This window comes from Polaribacter sp. 2405UD43-2 (assembly GCF_058147125.1).
Window position 1 is genome coordinate 215,510 of the sequence record NZ_JBYVJX010000001.1, and the last position, 17,200, is coordinate 232,709.

Genomic DNA, 17,200 nt, shown 5'->3' on the forward strand with positions numbered 1-17,200 from the left:
AATAAACCAATCAAACCTCACAGGTTTTTAAAAACCTGTGAGGTTTTGTAAAAAAAATCAAGAATAAATGATAATAGAACCAAGAACAAGAGGCTTTATATGTTTAACATCGCATCCAACAGGTTGTGCACAAAATGTTAAAGATCAAATTGCATATGTGCAATCTAAAGGTAAAATTAATGGCGCTAAAAAAGTATTAGTAATCGGTTCATCAACAGGATTTGGATTGGCGTCAAGAATATCGTCTGCCTTTGGTTCAGATGCAGCAACTATTGGTGTTTTCTTTGATAAACCAGCAACCGCAGGAAGACCAGCATCACCAGGTTTTTACAACACAGCAGCTTTTGAACAAGAAGCTCATAAAGCTAGTTTATACGCAAAAAGTATTAATGGAGATGCCTTTTCAAACGAAATAAAAGAGCAAGTAATCAACTTAATTAAAGAAGATTTAGGTAAAGTTGATTTAGTTATTTATAGTTTAGCATCACCCGTAAGAACGCATCCAGCATCTGGCAAACGATTTAAATCGGTTTTAAAACCAATTGGCGAAGTGTTTTCTAATAAAACGGTAGATTTTCATACAGGAAATGTAACCGAGATTTCTATCAATCCAGCCGAAGGCGATGATGTTGCAAATACCGTAACTGTTATGGGTGGAGAAGATTGGAAAATGTGGATGGATGCTTTACAAGAAGCCAATGTTTTAGCTGATGGAATTAAAACGGTTGCTTATTCTTATATTGGACCAGAAGTAACAAAACCAGTATATAGAAACGGAACTATTGGTGCAGCTAAAGATCATTTAGAAGCCACTGCATTTACCATTTCTGATGATTTAAAATCTTTAGGTGGTAGCGCATATGTTTCTGTAAATAAAGCATTGGTAACTCAAGCTAGTTCTGCAATTCCTGTAATTCCGTTATACATTTCTTTATTGTTTAAAGTGATGAAAGCAAAAGGAATTCACGAAGGATGTATTGAGCAAATTCAACGTTTGTATAGTGAGCGCTTGTTTGGTGGCGATTTAGATTTGGATGCCAAAGGAAGAATTCGAATTGACGATTGGGAAATGCGTGAAGATGTACAAGCAGAAATTTCTAAACTTTGGAAAAAAGCAACGACTGAAAATTTATCAGAAATTGGAGATTTAGAAGGATATAGTAGTGAGTTTTATAAATTATTCGGCTTTAAAGTAGACGGAATAGATTATGATGCTGATGTAAATGAACTTGTAGAAGTACCAAGTATTCAGTAAAAAAAAGTAATCAAAAAGTTATAAAAACCTCATAGTTATTACTGAAAATAAATTCAGTATATACTATGAGGTTTCTTTTTTACTTTTATCTTGTAATTATAAAAATGCAAACTTATGGAAAAACTAAAATCAAAAATAGGATTGTTAACCACATTCATAATTGTTGTGTAATTATTTGGCTAAGATAATTGGGCAGATAGAGGCACTTTCGGAGATTTATTTGGTGTAGTAAACGGCTTGTTTTTCAGGAATAGCTCCTTTTAAAAATCGTTCTGGAATATTAAATGCAGTCAGAAACAAAATAATACACATTATTTGCGCATTAATCAAAAAACAAACTTTTTATCAAAATCAGTTGGAATTATCATAGAAATCACGTTAATTTTTTAAATCAATTAACAGCAAATACCTTATTTTAGTTAAAGACATTCATTTGTACAACTCTATTATTAATGGGTTGTTCGTTTCTATAATTGTTTTTTGGCATATTGTTTTTTAGTTTTAAAACTTCTTCTAAAGAAACAATAATTGGTTCTTTAAAAATTACCCAATTTACACTTTCTGTACAAGGAGGTGTTGTTAATGAACCTCCGTAAGAATAGAAATCTTTATTTTTTGGAAATAATGTAGACAAATCTAAAGATTGATGGATTTCTTTAGAATCGTTTTCTTTTATTGGCAAAAAACTTTCTAAAAACTCAAATAACTGACTTTCTTTTCCTTCTTCTGCCAATACACTCATCACTGTATATTTTTTATTTTTTCCTGTATGAACCAAGTGAATTTCTAGTGGATAACGAACTCCGTTTATGGTATGTTCTGATGGTTCATGAAAATGTATTTGCGATAAATGATAGGTATTATTTTGATATTGAATAGAATCTCCAGTTTCAAAATTAAACTGAATTGAATGTCCATTATTTACCACTTTATTTATTTTTGTTTTAGGGGAATACAAAATATTTAAAGGATTTTGTTCTTTTTTTGTTGGTTTTGTATATATATCTATAATATTAATAGGAGATTGGTTTTTGCCATCGCAATCAGAATTTTTTTCAATTTCTGCCCAATGTTCTGGAGAAGTTTCTCCTTGATAAGTCCAATGATGATGATTCTCGCTTTTATGAGGGTCTTTTTTGTCAGCTTTTTGTTGGCAAGAATTAATTGCTACAAGTATAATAATGGATGCTAATAAATAGAAATTTTTCATTTTTTTTTTGTGAATTTTAATTGCGCACAAATGTATTAGAAAAACAAAATTATAGTTTATAACATTTATCATATTTTACAAAAAGTTAAGAAATCGGTTTCGTAAATTTTCATCATAAAAAAACCTTACCAATTAAGGTAAGGCTAATAAAAAACGGATTTTTTTATTTTATTTTTTTGTAGGTTCAGGAACTTTAATTCCTAAGTTTTTTATAACTAAATCTGTAATATCAAATTTTGGATCTGCATACGCAAATTGATTGCCTGTTACAGTTAAAATTTGTGTATAAGAATTTGCTTTTGCTACAATTTCTATAGCTTTATTTAATTTTTGATATAAAGGACGCATTAACTCACTTCTCTTTAATTGCATTAATTTTGTGCCGTTTTCTCTGTATTTATTTAAATCGGCTTCTAAAGTTTGTAATTCTTTAATTGATGTTTTCTTAGCCAACTCTCCTAAAGTCTTTTCATTTTTTCTAAAACTTTCTACACTTTCTTTATATTCAGATAATTTTTTTGAGTAAGAAGAGTCTAATTTTGCGCCATAAGCTTGTGTTCTTTTTACTACTATTTTTGTTTCTGGCATAATAGATATAATATAGTCGCTATCTATTGTGCCACTTTTAGTTTGAGAAAATGCTGTAATGCTTAATAAAGCAAAACAGATAAAAATAATTTTTGATTTCATATTATAATTTTAATGTCGCAAAGATATAAAAGTGAATGAATTACAAAAGCTTGTTAACTTTTAATTAAGTTAATTTTATCAGAAATTTCTTTAATAATACTATTGATATCTGTTTTATAATCAAACCAAAGTGTTTCTTTGTCTTTTTTAAACCAAGTTAATTGTCTTTTGGCAAATCTTCGGGTGTTTTTCTTAATTTCGGAAATGGCAAATTCTTGGGTAAAATCTCCATCAAAAAAAGAAAATAGTTCTCTGTAACCAACCGTTTGCAAGGCATTTAATTTTTTATAAGGATGTAGTTTTTTAGCTTCCTCTAACAAACCTTTTTCAATCATTACATCTACTCTTTGGTTTATTCTGTTATAAATAATTTCTCTTTCTGCATTTAATCCGATTTTAAGAGTATTAAAATTTCTTTTTGCTTTGGGTTTGTTTTTAAAAGTAGAATAAGGTGTGTTTGTACCAATACAAATTTCTAGTGCTCTTATTAAACGATGTGGATTTTCTACTGCAATTGTGTTGTAAGTTTCTAAATCAAGCTCTTTTAATTTATTTTGAAGGGATGATATTCCATCTTTTTTTAATTGATTTGTTAAATCTTCTCTAATTTTTTTATCAACTTTAGGAAAAAAATCTAATCCTTTTAAAACGGCATCTACATACAAACCACTTCCGCCAACCATAATTTGAATGGAGTTTTCTTTAAAAAGTTGGTCTAATTTTTTTAATGTATCTTTTTCAAATTGGCCAACATTATAATCATCAAAAATACTTCTGTTCTGTATAAAATGATGTTTGGCAGCAGCTAGCTCATTTGGTTCTGGAACGGCTGTTCCTATTTTCATTTCTTTATAAAACTGACGAGAATCGCAAGAAATAATATCGCTTTTAAAATGGTTAGCAAGTTGTATGCTTAGTGCAGTTTTACCAATTGCTGTTGGTCCTACAATGGTTATCAGAATATTTTTAGAATTCATTTAATGTAATTTGCTTCCGCAGTTATAACAAAAATCTGCATTATCATTATGACTTTCGGCAGAGCAACTTGTACAAGATAGTGTGTTTATATGTACTTGATTATTACTCTTTGTCATTTCTGATGTAACAATTCCTGTGGGAATGGCAATAATTCCGTAACCTAAAATCATAATAATACTTGCAATAAATTGCCCAAAAGGCGTGTGTGGTGCAATATCTCCATAACCAACAGTTGTGAGTGTAACAATGGCCCAATAAACACTTCTTGGAATACTTGTAAAGCCGTTTTCTGCACCTTCTATCATATACATTACTGTACCCAAAATAATACATAGTATAAGAACAAAAAATAGAAAAACAGCAATTTTAGCTTTACTTGCTTTTAAGGCTTTCATTAAATTGTTAGACTCACCAATGTATCTTGCTAGTTTTAAAATTCTAAAAACTCTTAACAAACGTAAAGCTCTTAAAGCTGCCAAATGATGAGAGCCAATAAAAAATAATGATAAATATTTTGGAATTGTAGATAATAAATCTATGACTCCATAAAAACTAAAAATGTATTTAAAAGGTTTTTTAATAGATATAATTCTTAGTATATATTCAATAGAAAAAAGAATCGTAATTACCCATTCACCAATATTTAAAAAAGAACCGTATTTAATATTTATACTGTTTACGCTTTCTAACATTACCATTACAACACTTGCAATAATGGCAATTAGCAAAATAACATCAAAGATTTTTCCGTGTTTTGTGTCAGCTTCATAAATAATTTCATGAAGACGTCTTTTCCAAGAAAGTTTTTTATCTAGGTTACCCAATTTTAAAGACTTTTACTATTACAATACTACAAATATTTAACGACTTTTTAATTCTTTTTTATCTGATTTTTCTTTGAACCTATGAGGCTTTTCTACTATTTATTTTATGTATTCTGTTGTTTTTTATTGATGAGAAGTATTCTTATCATATAAAAAAAGCTCTAGATTTTTTTAAGAACCTAGAGCTAAACCATCAAAATAAATTGATATGAAACTAGTTTACTGTCTTTTTATAAAAATAAAATCTCCACCTTCATCACCAGTTCTACTTATAGGCGCATATTGAGGTTTGTTTTTTCCGGATGTATTATTAATTACGGGGTCTTCTATCATATTAAATAACTGACCAGCAGATAAATAAGGATTTTTATTGTTTGTTAAACGTTTTAATAAATATTTCATAAAAATACTTTTGTTTGGTACAGTTGTTAATGTACCGCTTGTAATTGCTCTTCTACTTGGGAGTGCATATTTTGCTTTTACTGCATTAGAAGCTTTATTGTAAGCTCTTGTTTTTGTTAAAATACTGCCACTAAAACAAGCATCAGCAATTAACAAAGTGTGTTTAGAATTTATTGATTTAATATAAGAAACAATGCTTGTGTTTAAAATTACATTTCCTTCAAATTCCATTTCTGCATCTGCAGGCATCCAATATCCTTTTTCGCTTGCTTCATCGTAATTACCATGACCTGCATAGAAAATGACTAAATTATCATTTTTACCCACATTTTTTCTGAGCTTATAAAACTCTTTTATAATTTGATTTTCTGTTGGGTTTTTAAGAACAGTTACATTTTGTCTGCTAAAGTTGTATTTGCTAATTAAAACATTTGCTAGCGCATCTGCATCTTTAGTGGGCTCTCCGTTTAAATCAACAATACTTTCGTCTTTATAATCGCTAACACCAATAATTAAGGCGTAGTATTTACCAAAACCAATGTCTAAAGTTTCGTTATGAACAATAGGCGTAACCACATTTGTTTTGCGCTTTATTGTAAATGTTTTGGTAGAGGATGCTTGTTTTAAATCGGTAGCTTTTACAACTAAATCGTTTTTACCATATTTAAGCGGAACGTTTGCTACAAAAGTTCCGTCTTCTGCAACGCTTGCCTCCATACCATTTACAGTAATTTCAAAAATACCATCTGAGTCTGTAGCTTTACCACGCACTTCAATTCTTTTGGCTTCTACAATTTTAAAACCTCTTTTTACTTCTACATTTGGCGAAGTAATAACCACAACAGGCGGATTGTTAAAGCTTGAAGATTGATATTTTATGTTTAAATAATCTACAGATATTTTCTTATCATAATATACTGTATATCCAAATTTATTGCCAAAAAATGGTTCAAAAGGAGTTTCATTTACATATTGATTGTTGATGTAAAAACGCAGCAAACCACCAGATTTTACAATTTTAATTTTGTTAAATTGATTTAATCCTGTTTTAATAGCATTGGTTTCTGTAAACGGAATTATTTTCTTGTAAACATCATTATCAAATTTTCTGTACAAATAACTACCATTACCAGAAAGTAAAAAAGAGTACTCGTTAGAAGAATTTTTTCTGCCAAAAGTAATTCCGTACAAACCGTTAGAAGAATTGGTAACTCTTGCCATAGAAGTTTCTATAATAAAATCTTTAGACGAATTTATATTTACGCTTCTGCTAATAAAAATACCTCCTTTTTTCTTTTTATGCAATAAGAATTTTCCGTTTGCAATTGCCGCAGAATAATCTTCAGAATCTTCTAAATTCCAGTTGTTTGTATTGCCGTTAAAATTATCGTTAATAGGCAAAGTAAGTGTTTTGTTAGAAACATAATTTGTATTCTTTTTTGTTTTAGAACTGTATATTTTTAAATAATCTACAGCAATTTCTTGATTGTCATAAACAACATATCCTATTCTATCTCCATAAAAAGGCTCAAAATCTATTTTGTTAACATATCTGTTATTGATGTAGAACTTATAGTTTTCTCCTTCTTTTTTAACTTTTAAAATGTTAGATACTCCATTATTTTGATTTATGGTTGATGATTTTGTCCATTTTATAATGACTTCTTCTTTGCTGTTTACAGTTCTTACAATTTTATAATAACCAGATGCAGCCATATAAAAACGAAAACTACTACCACCATTTATACCCCACATAAGCCCAAAAGCATTGTTGGTTACACCACTAATTTTATCAATTTTTGTAACCATTTCAAAGTCTTTTGTGCTGTCAAAGTATTTAGAAATATTTGTAGACCAACCTTTGTCTTTTCTTTTGTGTTGAATGTAATATTTTCCGTTAGAAAGTCTAAAACGTGTGTTTTCGTCATTTCTTTCTGTCCAATTATTTGGGTTGCTGTTCTCAAAATTATCACTAAATAACAAATCTCCTTTAGATTTAGAATCATCTTTAAAAATGTTGTTATTGTTAGGTTCATCACCCAAATAAGAAATGCTAATATAATCTATGGCAATTTTTTGGGGATCAAAAATTGAAAATCCATAACGTTTACCATACACTTTCATATAACTGCCAGTGTAAACTAAAGAGTTGTTTATGTAGTAGTAAAATTTATTGCCTCTTTTTTCAATTTTTAAAATATTTGTTGAGTAGTTTTCTTTTTTGATGGATGAAGATTGTGTCCAATTTACAAGTGTTTTTAGTGTACCATTTTCGTACTTATCAATAGAAAAACCACCAAGTGCATTTATTAAAAATTGATGTTGATTGTTACCATCTTCTCTTCCGAAAACCAAACCAAATCCGTTATTTTTTACGCCCGATATTTTTTGTACAGAAATTTCTACTTTGTAATTTCTAGATTTATCAAAATCGAAAATTTTGGTAGTTGTCCAACCTTTATCGCCTGTATATTCAAAATAATACTTACTATTTTTTATTTCTAATTTAGCATTTTGGTTATCTGTAATAGCCCAATTATTTTTATTAGAATAAAAACTGTCGTAAACAATTGTTTTAGTTTTATAGTTATTATTGTTGTTATTGTTGTTATTGGTTGATGAAGATTTTTGGAAAACTTTTATATAGTCTATAGAAATTTTTTGGTTTTTATATAAGATTATTGCTACTTGGTTGCCAACAAAGCTTTTAAAAGACATTGTATAGACTTCAGAATTGTTGATGTAAAAACGAAGATTATTTCCTTTTTTAGAAATCTTTAGTTTATTAACGCCATAATTACCTTTCTTAATTTTGCTAGATTGCGTCCATTTTTTAATGTTACTATAACTACCATTTACAGCTTCTGCAACTCTAAAATATCCGCTTGCGGAATAACCAAATTCTTTGTAATTATTATCATCTTTAAAATCGTAAAGAAAAGAAATACCAGAGTTTTCTACACCCGCTATTTTTTGAATAGAAGTTTCTATATCAAAATCTTTATTTGTGTTTAAGTTGATTGTTCCTGTAGAAATTCTCCAACTTTTTTTATCTCTTTTGTGTTCAAAATAATATCTACCATTGTAAATATTTAACTCTCTATGGTTATTACTACCTGTTGGCCAAGTGCCTTTGTTATTAAAGTTTTCTTGGTATACATAACTTCCATTACTAGATTGGCTAAAAGCAGTGTAAGTAATTAAAAAAGAAAGGTATAGTATTTTTTTAAATGTTTTCATAATATTTTTATTGATGGTTCATTTCTATAAAAATAGGAACAACTTTAGCAGAAGAACTCTTAGAAGTAGTGTTAAAAGAAATTTTATTGCTACTAAAAGAAACGTTAGAACCTTTAAACATTTTATAGCTTAATGCTTTTTTAATTCTAGAAACAAAATCTCCAGAACCATATTTAGCTTTGCTTACAATATTATTTATATTTAGTTTTTCTTTACTGTATAAAACACAAAGAATATCTCTACCAGGTTTGCTATCAAATTCTATGAAATAATCTTCATTTGGTATTGCAATTTCGCTATTTGTGTAATTAAAATAATCGCTAAAACCACCAAAAGGATATAGTTTATTTACAGACTTGTCTGCAGAGCCATAACCAATTAAATATACATAACCTCTTTGTTTGCTTTTTAAATAAATTCTAAATTGTGTGCCAGAAGTATAAGTATTGTTGACTTTATAAGTAGTTTTTGTAGCTTTTACAATATTAAAATTTCTTGTTGCACCATCTGCCAATTTAACGGGCATATCATTACCATTACTTAGTTTTAGTGTTATTTCTCCGCCTAATTTATTACTAGAATAATTGTTATTATTATTTGTATTGTTATTACTTTCGCTTTTATCTACTAAAACATAAGCCGTTTTTACTTGTCTTTGAAAGTCTGAATACTTAACCCAGAAAAATCCGTTTTTACCAAATCTTGTCCCCCAAGAATTCATAATTTCGAAAGCACCTCCAGATTTGTTATCATCATAACCAACAACAACCATTGCGTGGCCAGATTTACCAGAACTAGGAATCCAAACATTATTATAATCTGTTTTTAAGCTAGAAAAACGAAATAGACCAATTACAACAGGATTTTTTTGAGAGATTGCTTTTTTTACTTTACCTACTAAATTATAGGGATTATTCCATTTTGCTAACCTTTCGAAAGTTGAAATTTTATGATTCTTTGCCTTAGAAAAAACATAGCTAGAAGGTGTTTTTAAACAAGATCTAGAATCATAAGGAAAATCAGATAGTTTTGCGGCTCCATAATTATTCATCACTTTCATAGCGTTTTCTATATAAGCACCTTCGCATTTTGCATTATATCGTATTTGGTTGTAAACAAATGCTGGAGAAAATGCATTTTGAGTGATTTTTGCAGTGTTGTATTTCCATCCATTTTTAATAGCATTTGCAATAGTTCTGGCTCCGTAAGCACTTGCCCAACCAACGCAAGAGCCTTGCTGACCTTGACTTTTTGGAGTAGGAGTATAGCCTTTTAAACTGTAAGATTTTGGTAAAGAAGTAAAACTTCTGGTAACTAAAGGAACAGATTGTGGAATTTCATTATACAAGGATTCATCAAACTTTAGTCCTGTACCAAATTGTTCTTGTGAGGTTAGAATGCTAATAAAAAATAAGCAAATTAAAAGAAAAGTTAGTTTTTTCATTTTGTGAGTTTTAGTGTTACTTAGCAAAGGTGAATAAAAATGAGGCATAAAAAAATACGTCATTTGACGTATTTTTTATAAATATTAATGACTGAATTACAATCGTATAATTTTTTTTACTTTATTTTTATTGAGATAGTTTTTAACAATTGATTTAGAAAGTTCTTTGTTTTCAATAGGAGTGAGGATTGTTTTTAAAATGTCTAATTTGTTTTCTTGATATCCTAAATTAGTATATCCATAACCAAAAACTTCATTGTTTTCTACTAAAATTATTGCGTGTTCTTCAATTTCTCTTCCGTTATCTATAATTATAAAGTCTTCGTTATTAAAGTTTTGAGTTGTAATTTTTCTTTTTTTGTTAAAATTAAATCTTGGTGTTAAAGTGTCTAATTCTATATAATATTTTAAACGCCTAAATAATTCGTTACCGCTTTTATCAAAAGAAATAGACTGTGCTCTATCTTGTATTTTTATAGCTCTTTTGGTAATTTTTAAAAACAGTTTATTTACTTCCGATTTTATATTTTTTCCTCTTCCTAGATAGATTACTTTTCCGTTAGAATCGTGAATGTAAAAAAGGCCATCAACAGTAGGAACTTCTTCAATTAATTTTTTTAATTTTTGCTTTTGAGATCTTCTATCAAAATATTTTATAGAACTTTGTATAATTGTTTTATTGATGTCTTTTTCTAACAGTAATTTAAATAATTGCACAGTTGCCAAAGCATCGCCAGAAGCTCTATGCCTGTCAGCCATTGGAATTCCTAAAGATTTTGTGAGTTTCCCTAAACTATATGAAGGTTGGTTTAAGATTAATTTCTGACTCAATTCTACGGTACACAACGTATTTCTGTTAAATTCATACCCCAATCTTTTAAATTCTGTACTCAGAATTCTGTAGTCGAAATCTGTATTGTGCGCCACCAAAATACAGTCTGAAGTAATTTCTATAATTCGTTTTGCAACTTCGTAAAACTTAGGAGCATTTTTTAACATTTTGTTGTTAATTCCTGTGAGTTTCACAACAAATTCTTGAATTGGTTTTTCAGGATTAACAAGGCTAATGAACTGATCTACAACTGAATGACCATCAAATTTATAGATTGCAATTTCAGTGATGCCTTCTTCATTAAATTTCCCTCCAGTAGTTTCTATATCTAAAATTGCGTACAAATTCTTTTTCTTTTCAGTGTAAATTACAAATTATAATTTCTATTGCCAAATATAGAACTGCCAACTCTAACCATTGTGCTACCATTTTTAATGGCTAAAGGATAATCTCCACTCATTCCCATTGATAAAGTTCTAAGTTCTAAATTTTGAGTTTTGAGTTTGTCAAATAAGTTTTTAAGTGATAAAAACTCTTCTTGTAATTGTTCTTTATTGTCTGTAAATGTTGCCATTCCCATAAGACCAATAATGTTAATGTTTTTTAATTCTGATGTTTCTTTTGATGCTAAAATAGTTTCAATTTCATTAAATGATAACCCAAATTTTGTGTCTTCTTTGGCAATTTTAGCTTGCAATAAACAATTAATAATTCTATCGTGTTTTTTTGCTTGTTTATTAATTTCTTTTAAAGTAGAAAACTTATCAACTCCGTGAATTAAATCTACAAAATGAGCCATATATTTTACCTTATTACTTTGTAAATGACCAATCATATGCCATTGAATGTCTTTGGGTAAAACATCATATTTATTAACCATTTCCTGAATTTTATTTTCACCAAATACACGCTGACCAGCATTATATGCTTCTTGAATGTCTGATACAGGTTTTGTTTTAGAAACTGCAACTAAAGTTACATTTTCAGGAATTGATTCTTTTATTTTTGATAAGTTATCTGCTATTGAACTCATTAGCTTAATACTTCTATGATTTGTTTTGCTAATTCTAAACCAATTCTATCTTGAGCTTCTTTGGTTGCAGCCCCAATATGTGGCGTTAAAGACAATTCTGGATTCATTAATAATTGAATTTCAGGAGTTGGTTCATTTTCAAAAACATCTAAACCAGCAAACTGAACTTTACCACTTTCTATGGCATTAATTAAATCAACTTCATTTAAAACACCACCTCTTGCTGTATTTACAATGCCAACACCATCTTTCATTTTTTCTATTTCTGTTGCAGAAATAATATAATCTTCTTGATTAGGAGTATGTAGTGTAATAAAATCTGCTTCTTTTAAAAGTTCTTCTTTATCAATAGTATGTATTGTAAATGTCGATTTTTGTCCGTTAAAAAACGCTAAAGTAATAGTTGCACTTGCAATTTGCTGGTCAGTTGCTAAGACATTCATTCCTAAACCAATAGCAATTTTTGCCACTTCTTGCCCAATTCTTCCAAAGCCAATAATTCCAATAGTTTTTCCTCTTAATTCTGTTCCTTCAGAATAGGATCTTTTTAATTCTTTAAAACGAGTATCTCCTTCTAAAGGCATTTCCCTGTTAGAAGAATGTAAAAAACGTACCATTCCAAAAAGATGTGCAAAAACCAATTCTGCTACCGAACTTGATGAAGCTGCTGGTGTATTTATAACGTGCAAACCATTGTCTTGTGCAAAATCCACATCAATATTGTCTAAGCCAACGCCACCACGTCCAATCAATTTTAAACTCGGACAAGCTTCTATTAATTCTTGTCTAACTTGTGTTGCACTTCTAACTAAAATTGCATTAATATTGTGTTCATTAATGTAATTTTCTAACTGATTTTGAGCAACTTTTATTGTTAAAACCTCAAATCCTCCTTTTTCTAAAGCGTCAATTCCGCTTTTGGAAATGCCATCATTTGCTAATATTTTCATCATTTATTCAAACATTCAAAAATTGAAATATTTAAAAATTGCTACATTTTCAAATTTTCAAATTGTTATATTAATTTTTTCTTTCTAATTCTTGCATTACATCAACCAAAGCTTGCACACTGTATAAAGGCAAAGCATTGTACATACTAGCTCTGTAACCGCCAACACTTCTGTGTCCGTTTAAACCACTGATTCCTGCATCTTGCCACATTTTATCAAATGTTTCTTTGTGAGCTTCATCAACTAAATTAAAAGTAGCATTCATTGTACTTCTGTCTTCTTTGGCTACAATTCCCTTAAATAGGGGATTTCTATCAATTTCATTGTATAAAAGCGCCGCTTTTTTGTTGTTGATTTCTTCAATAAATTTTATTCCTCCTAAATCTTTTAACCATTGTAAGGTTAACATAGAAACATACACAGCAAAAACAGAAGGTGTATTAAACATACTGTCTTTGTCAATATGAATTTGATAATTTAGCATAGAAGGAATGTGTCTTTCTACTTTTCCTAAAATTTCTTCTTTTATAATAACTAAAGTGGTTCCTGCGGGTCCCATATTTTTTTGTGCACCTGCGTAAATTAAGTCGAATTTTTCAAAATCTAATTGACGAGAGAAAATATCTGAACTCATATCGCAAACCAAAGAAATATTGGTTTCTGGGAATTCTTTAATTTGTGTACCAGCAACTGTATTGTTACTTGTTAAGTGCAAATAATCTGCATCTTCTGGAATAGAAAACCCTTTAGGAATATAGTTGTAACCTTTATCTTTAGACGAAGCAACTTCTACCATTTCTCCAAAAGCTTTTGCTTCTTTTAAGGCTTTATCAGACCAAGTTCCTGTGTTTAAATAGGCTGCTTTTTTGTTTAATAAATTATAAGCAACCATTAAAAACTCCATACTTGCTCCGCCTTGTAAAAACAGGGCTTTGTAGCCTTTGCCTTCTAAACCTAACAATTCTAAAGCTAAGGAACGTGCTTTTTCCATTACTTCTACAAAAGATTTACTTCTGTGTGATATTTCTATCAACGATAAATCATCATTATTAAAGTTGATGATCGCTTCTGATGCTTTTTGTAGAACTTCTTGTGGCAGAATACAAGGACCTGCACTAAAATTATGTTTTTTCATTATTCTTAAGTTTCAACGTTTCAAAGTTTCAACGTTTCAAAGTTTTTAGAAGCTTGTACTAAAAACTATCAACCATTAACTAGAAACCAAAATTTATATTTTCGATAAAAACTCCAACGTATTTACGCCATCTGCGTAATCTGTTAACTGCGGATGTTGAGTTTGCCCAAATGCAACTTCATTTTCTATAAAGTCTTTGGCAACAATACACTGAATTTTTTCTTTATCTTGATGTAATTTTATTTTTAAATCGATTTCATTGTCATAATACTCGTAAAATACAGTGGCAATAGGAGAGGAGTAGCTTTGGTCTTCTTTAATCATTAGAAAACCATTTTCTAATAAATCAAACTCACTCATTAAATAAACTGCCTTATTATAGTCGTAATTATTGGCATACTTTGCATTATTAATAATTTCTTTTTTAGCATACATTCCTGTAAAAAAAGCATCAAAATTATAGTCTTTTGGCACATATAATTTAGAAACACTTCTGCAACCTAAACCAAAATATTGAAAAACATCATTAGATAATTTTATAAAATCTTCTTCTGTTTCTTTTCCTGTGATAACAGCAACAGAATTTCTACTTTTTCTGATAATATTTGGTTTATTTTTAAAATAATATTCAAAATAACGTGCTGTATTATCACTTCCTGTGGCGATTACTGCATCAAAATCAGTCAGTTTGTCTTCGGTAAAAGTGATTTTTCCTTTAAATTTTTCATCTACATACTCTAAATACTTGGCTAAAAATGGTAATAAGTGTTTATCGTTAGAAGATTGCTTTACCAACACAGAATGACCAGAAATTAATACCGATAAAAAATCGTGAAAACCAACCAAAGGTATATTGCCTGCCATAATAACAGCTACTTTTTTAGGTGATAATTTACTTAAATTAACACTTTTAGTAAATATAGTTAAATCATTTCTATTTAATGAGTTACTCCAGCTATTTAAGCTGAATAAAATATTTTCTTTTGTAAACCAAGAATTATTTTCTTGCGCTAATTTTATTTGATGGTTAAAACCATCAAAAAAGATTTCATTATGCTCAATATTATCTTTCTTTTTTATATTATTAACAGAAAATTGACTTAAAAAGTCTCCTAATTTTGCGAATGCAGTAATTCTATTTTGAATACTCATTATTTATTTTGGTTGTCTATAATTTTGGCTTTATTTTTGCAATCGCAAATATAAGAAAAACAGAAAAGAAATTATGGCTATTATAATAACAGATGAATGTATAAATTGTGGAGCTTGCGAACCTGAGTGTCCGAATACAGCAATATATGAGGGAGCAGATGATTGGAAATACTCAGATGGAACCGATTTAAATGGAGATATTGTTTTGCCAAGTGGAAAATCTGTAAATGCAGATGAAGACCAAGAACCTGTTTCTGATGAAATTTATTATATTGTTCCTGATAAATGTACAGAATGTAAAGGTTTTCATGAAGAGCCACAATGTGCCGCAGTTTGTCCTGTAGATTGTTGTGTTCCTGATGAAGACGTAGTTGAAACTGAAGAAGAATTATTAGCAAAACAAAGTTTTATGCATAATTGAGTAGAAAATTATGTTTTCTATCTCTGTTAGATGAATAATAAAATTAATAGTAAAAAAAGGTAGCATTTTATATTGCTACCTTTTTTATGTTTCTAATTTTAATGAACCTATATTATTTAAATTTTATTTTCTAAAGTATCAAAATTGTATAAATTTTTGTCTAACAAGTGAGAAGGAAATACATTTTGCAAAGCATTCATCATTATTGCATTTCTATTTGGGAAATCAGATTCCCAATTTGCAATCATTTGTTTTACTTTTTTACGTTGTAAATTTTCTTGAGAACCACATAAATTACAAGGTATTATTGGGAAATCCATAAAATTAGCATAGACTTCAATCTCACTTTCTTTACAAAAAGCCAAAGGTCTTAACACCACTAAATCTCCTGCATCATTTTTAAATTTTGGAGGCATAGTTTCTAATTTTCCTGCAAAAAATAAGTTTAAGAAAAAGGTTTCTAAAATATCATTTCTATGATGTCCTAAAGAGATTTTATTACAGCCTAAATCTTTGGCTGCTTCATATAGAGTTCCTCTTCGCAAACGAGCGCATAGACTGCAAGTAGTTTTACCTTCGGGAGTTTTCTCCATTACAATTTTATAGGTATTTTTTTCAATGATTTTAAAATCTACACCTAAGTTTTGTAAGTAATTTGGTAATATTTCTTCTGGAAAACCTGGTTGTTTTTGATCTAAATTTACAGCAACAATATTGAAAGAAATAGGAGCAACTTTTTGAAAATATAATAACATATGTAACATTGCATAACTATCTTTTCCGCCAGAAAGACAAACCATAATTTTATCTCCTTCTTCTATCATTGTATATTGCTGAATAGCTTCTGCCACTGCTTTTTGCAATTTTTTTGTTACTTGTTTCTGATTTTCCATTGCTGCAAAAATAACTAATTCCATAAAAAAAGCTCAAGAAAAACTTGAGCTTTTAAATAGTTTTTGGTTAAGAAACAACCTAAATAAATATGTTATAATCTATAAGATAAACCTATAATAATTTGATTTACTCTTGTATCGAATTTTTGTGAAGTAGCTCCAGAAATGAAGGTAGATTCAACTCCAGAAAAAGCTCTTTCCCAACGAACATCAATTCCTAATTTACCTAATTCTATTCCTCCACCAAATTGTAACCCAAGTGTAAAACCATCAGCTTTAACATCTTTAATATGATTTAAACTAAAATCTGAGCTTAAAAGATATTGAAATGAGGGTCCTATAAAAATATTACCAACTCCAAAAATCTTTTTTCCTAATAAAACAGGAATGTCAATTTTTTGAAAATCATAAGAAGTAGATTGTTGAATCTTTGTTCCTTTGGCAGTATAAATAACATCGTTACTTAACTTTGTATACACTAATTCTGGTCTTATATACAAGCCAATTACCGGAATTTTAATTCGAGTCCAAATACCAGCGTGAAAACCAGTTTTACTTTTAGCTCCACTAAAAACATCATCTTTTACATTAGAAAAAGAGTTAGAGTTATAATTAATACCACCTTTAATACCAAAGGCAACTTGCGCATTAGACATTTGACTAAATCCGAAAGCCAAACACATTATTAAAATTACTTTTTTCATCATTTTAAATTTTATTGTTTTTCTTATTATTAAGACG

At 29.0% G+C, this 17,200-nt stretch carries 15 protein-coding genes; 2 read left to right on the forward strand and 13 right to left on the reverse strand.

Annotation, left to right across the window (positions count from 1 at the left end):
• Positions 1-67 precede the first annotated feature (67 nt).
• Entirely contained in the window at positions 68-1,255 is a 1,188-nt protein-coding gene (gene fabV, locus ACY2RX_RS01010) for an enoyl-ACP reductase FabV (protein WP_490102092.1), read from the forward strand.
• Between the two features lie 415 nt (positions 1,256-1,670).
• Here fabV and ACY2RX_RS01015 read toward each other — a convergent pair whose 3' ends face one another.
• The 11 genes from ACY2RX_RS01015 to ACY2RX_RS01065 all read right to left on the reverse strand — a co-directional run bounded on the left by ACY2RX_RS01015 (position 1,671) and on the right by ACY2RX_RS01065 (position 15,145).
• Positions 1,671-2,465, reverse strand: a complete 795-nt coding sequence (locus ACY2RX_RS01015; RefSeq protein WP_490102093.1) for a carbonic anhydrase — start codon at positions 2,463-2,465, stop codon at positions 1,671-1,673.
• Positions 2,466-2,633: 168 nt separating this feature from the next.
• Positions 2,634-3,155: an OmpH/Skp family outer membrane protein gene (locus tag ACY2RX_RS01020; protein WP_490102094.1), complete on the reverse strand. Its 522-nt coding sequence runs from the start codon at positions 3,153-3,155 to the stop codon at positions 2,634-2,636.
• Positions 3,156-3,208: 53 nt separating this feature from the next.
• Complete coding sequence (gene miaA, locus ACY2RX_RS01025) at positions 3,209-4,132, reverse strand: tRNA (adenosine(37)-N6)-dimethylallyltransferase MiaA (protein WP_490102095.1); 924 nt, start codon at positions 4,130-4,132, stop codon at positions 3,209-3,211.
• Positions 4,133-4,957 (reverse strand): ion transporter, encoded by an 825-nt coding sequence (locus tag ACY2RX_RS01030; protein ID WP_490102096.1) that lies wholly within the window; start codon positions 4,955-4,957, stop codon positions 4,133-4,135.
• A gap of 219 nt (positions 4,958-5,176) precedes the next feature.
• Positions 5,177-8,599, reverse strand: coding sequence for a hypothetical protein (locus ACY2RX_RS01035; RefSeq protein WP_490102097.1), 3,423 nt, complete (start codon positions 8,597-8,599; stop codon positions 5,177-5,179).
• A gap of 7 nt (positions 8,600-8,606) precedes the next feature.
• Positions 8,607-10,043 carry a C1 family peptidase gene (locus ACY2RX_RS01040; protein WP_490102098.1) on the reverse strand — a complete coding sequence of 479 codons (1,437 nt, stop codon included), beginning with the start codon at positions 10,041-10,043 and terminating at the stop codon, positions 8,607-8,609.
• A gap of 96 nt (positions 10,044-10,139) precedes the next feature.
• Positions 10,140-11,219, reverse strand: coding sequence for an exonuclease domain-containing protein (locus ACY2RX_RS01045; RefSeq protein WP_490102099.1), 1,080 nt, complete (start codon positions 11,217-11,219; stop codon positions 10,140-10,142).
• Positions 11,220-11,242: 23 nt separating this feature from the next.
• Positions 11,243-11,908, reverse strand: coding sequence for a YggS family pyridoxal phosphate-dependent enzyme (locus ACY2RX_RS01050; RefSeq protein ID WP_490102100.1), 666 nt, complete (start codon positions 11,906-11,908; stop codon positions 11,243-11,245).
• Complete coding sequence (locus ACY2RX_RS01055; protein ID WP_490102517.1) at positions 11,908-12,858, reverse strand: D-2-hydroxyacid dehydrogenase; 951 nt, start codon at positions 12,856-12,858, stop codon at positions 11,908-11,910. Before ACY2RX_RS01055 ends, ACY2RX_RS01050 begins: the two co-directional genes overlap by 1 nt.
• Before the next feature lie 70 nt (positions 12,859-12,928).
• Positions 12,929-13,993, reverse strand: coding sequence for a 3-phosphoserine/phosphohydroxythreonine transaminase (gene serC / locus ACY2RX_RS01060; protein ID WP_490102101.1), 1,065 nt, complete (start codon positions 13,991-13,993; stop codon positions 12,929-12,931).
• 93 nt (positions 13,994-14,086) lie between these two features.
• Entirely contained in the window at positions 14,087-15,145 is a 1,059-nt protein-coding gene (locus tag ACY2RX_RS01065; RefSeq protein WP_490102102.1) for an acyl-CoA reductase, read from the reverse strand.
• Between the two features lie 73 nt (positions 15,146-15,218).
• Between ACY2RX_RS01065 and ACY2RX_RS01070 the strand changes: the two genes are divergently transcribed.
• Entirely contained in the window at positions 15,219-15,566 is a 348-nt protein-coding gene (locus ACY2RX_RS01070; RefSeq protein ID WP_490102103.1) for a 4Fe-4S dicluster domain-containing protein, read from the forward strand.
• A gap of 116 nt (positions 15,567-15,682) precedes the next feature.
• Here ACY2RX_RS01070 and ttcA read toward each other — a convergent pair whose 3' ends face one another.
• Together ttcA and ACY2RX_RS01080 are read right to left on the reverse strand one after the other, a co-directional pair.
• Complete coding sequence (gene ttcA, locus ACY2RX_RS01075) at positions 15,683-16,483, reverse strand: tRNA 2-thiocytidine(32) synthetase TtcA (protein WP_490102104.1); 801 nt, start codon at positions 16,481-16,483, stop codon at positions 15,683-15,685.
• 68 nt (positions 16,484-16,551) lie between these two features.
• Entirely contained in the window at positions 16,552-17,163 is a 612-nt protein-coding gene (locus tag ACY2RX_RS01080; RefSeq protein ID WP_490102105.1) for an outer membrane beta-barrel protein, read from the reverse strand.
• Positions 17,164-17,200: the final 37 nt, after the last annotated feature.

Coding starts and splice junctions, on each gene's coding strand:
- fabV (WP_490102092.1), top strand. CDS start 68: ATGATAATAGAACCAAGAACAAGAGGCTTTATATGTTTAACATCGCAT.
- ACY2RX_RS01015 (WP_490102093.1), bottom strand. CDS start 2,465: ATGAAAAATTTCTATTTATTAGCATCCATTATTATACTTGTAGCAATT.
- ACY2RX_RS01020 (WP_490102094.1), bottom strand. CDS start 3,155: ATGAAATCAAAAATTATTTTTATCTGTTTTGCTTTATTAAGCATTACA.
- miaA (WP_490102095.1), bottom strand. CDS start 4,132: ATGAATTCTAAAAATATTCTGATAACCATTGTAGGACCAACAGCAATT.
- ACY2RX_RS01035 (WP_490102097.1), bottom strand. CDS start 8,599: ATGAAAACATTTAAAAAAATACTATACCTTTCTTTTTTAATTACTTAC.
- ACY2RX_RS01040 (WP_490102098.1), bottom strand. CDS start 10,043: ATGAAAAAACTAACTTTTCTTTTAATTTGCTTATTTTTTATTAGCATT.
- ACY2RX_RS01050 (WP_490102100.1), bottom strand. CDS start 11,908: ATGAGTTCAATAGCAGATAACTTATCAAAAATAAAAGAATCAATTCCT.
- ACY2RX_RS01055 (WP_490102517.1), bottom strand. CDS start 12,858: ATGAAAATATTAGCAAATGATGGCATTTCCAAAAGCGGAATTGACGCT.
- serC (WP_490102101.1), bottom strand. CDS start 13,993: ATGAAAAAACATAATTTTAGTGCAGGTCCTTGTATTCTGCCACAAGAA.
- ACY2RX_RS01065 (WP_490102102.1), bottom strand. CDS start 15,145: ATGAGTATTCAAAATAGAATTACTGCATTCGCAAAATTAGGAGACTTT.
- ACY2RX_RS01070 (WP_490102103.1), top strand. CDS start 15,219: ATGGCTATTATAATAACAGATGAATGTATAAATTGTGGAGCTTGCGAA.
- ttcA (WP_490102104.1), bottom strand. CDS start 16,483: ATGGAATTAGTTATTTTTGCAGCAATGGAAAATCAGAAACAAGTAACA.
- ACY2RX_RS01080 (WP_490102105.1), bottom strand. CDS start 17,163: ATGAAAAAAGTAATTTTAATAATGTGTTTGGCTTTCGGATTTAGTCAA.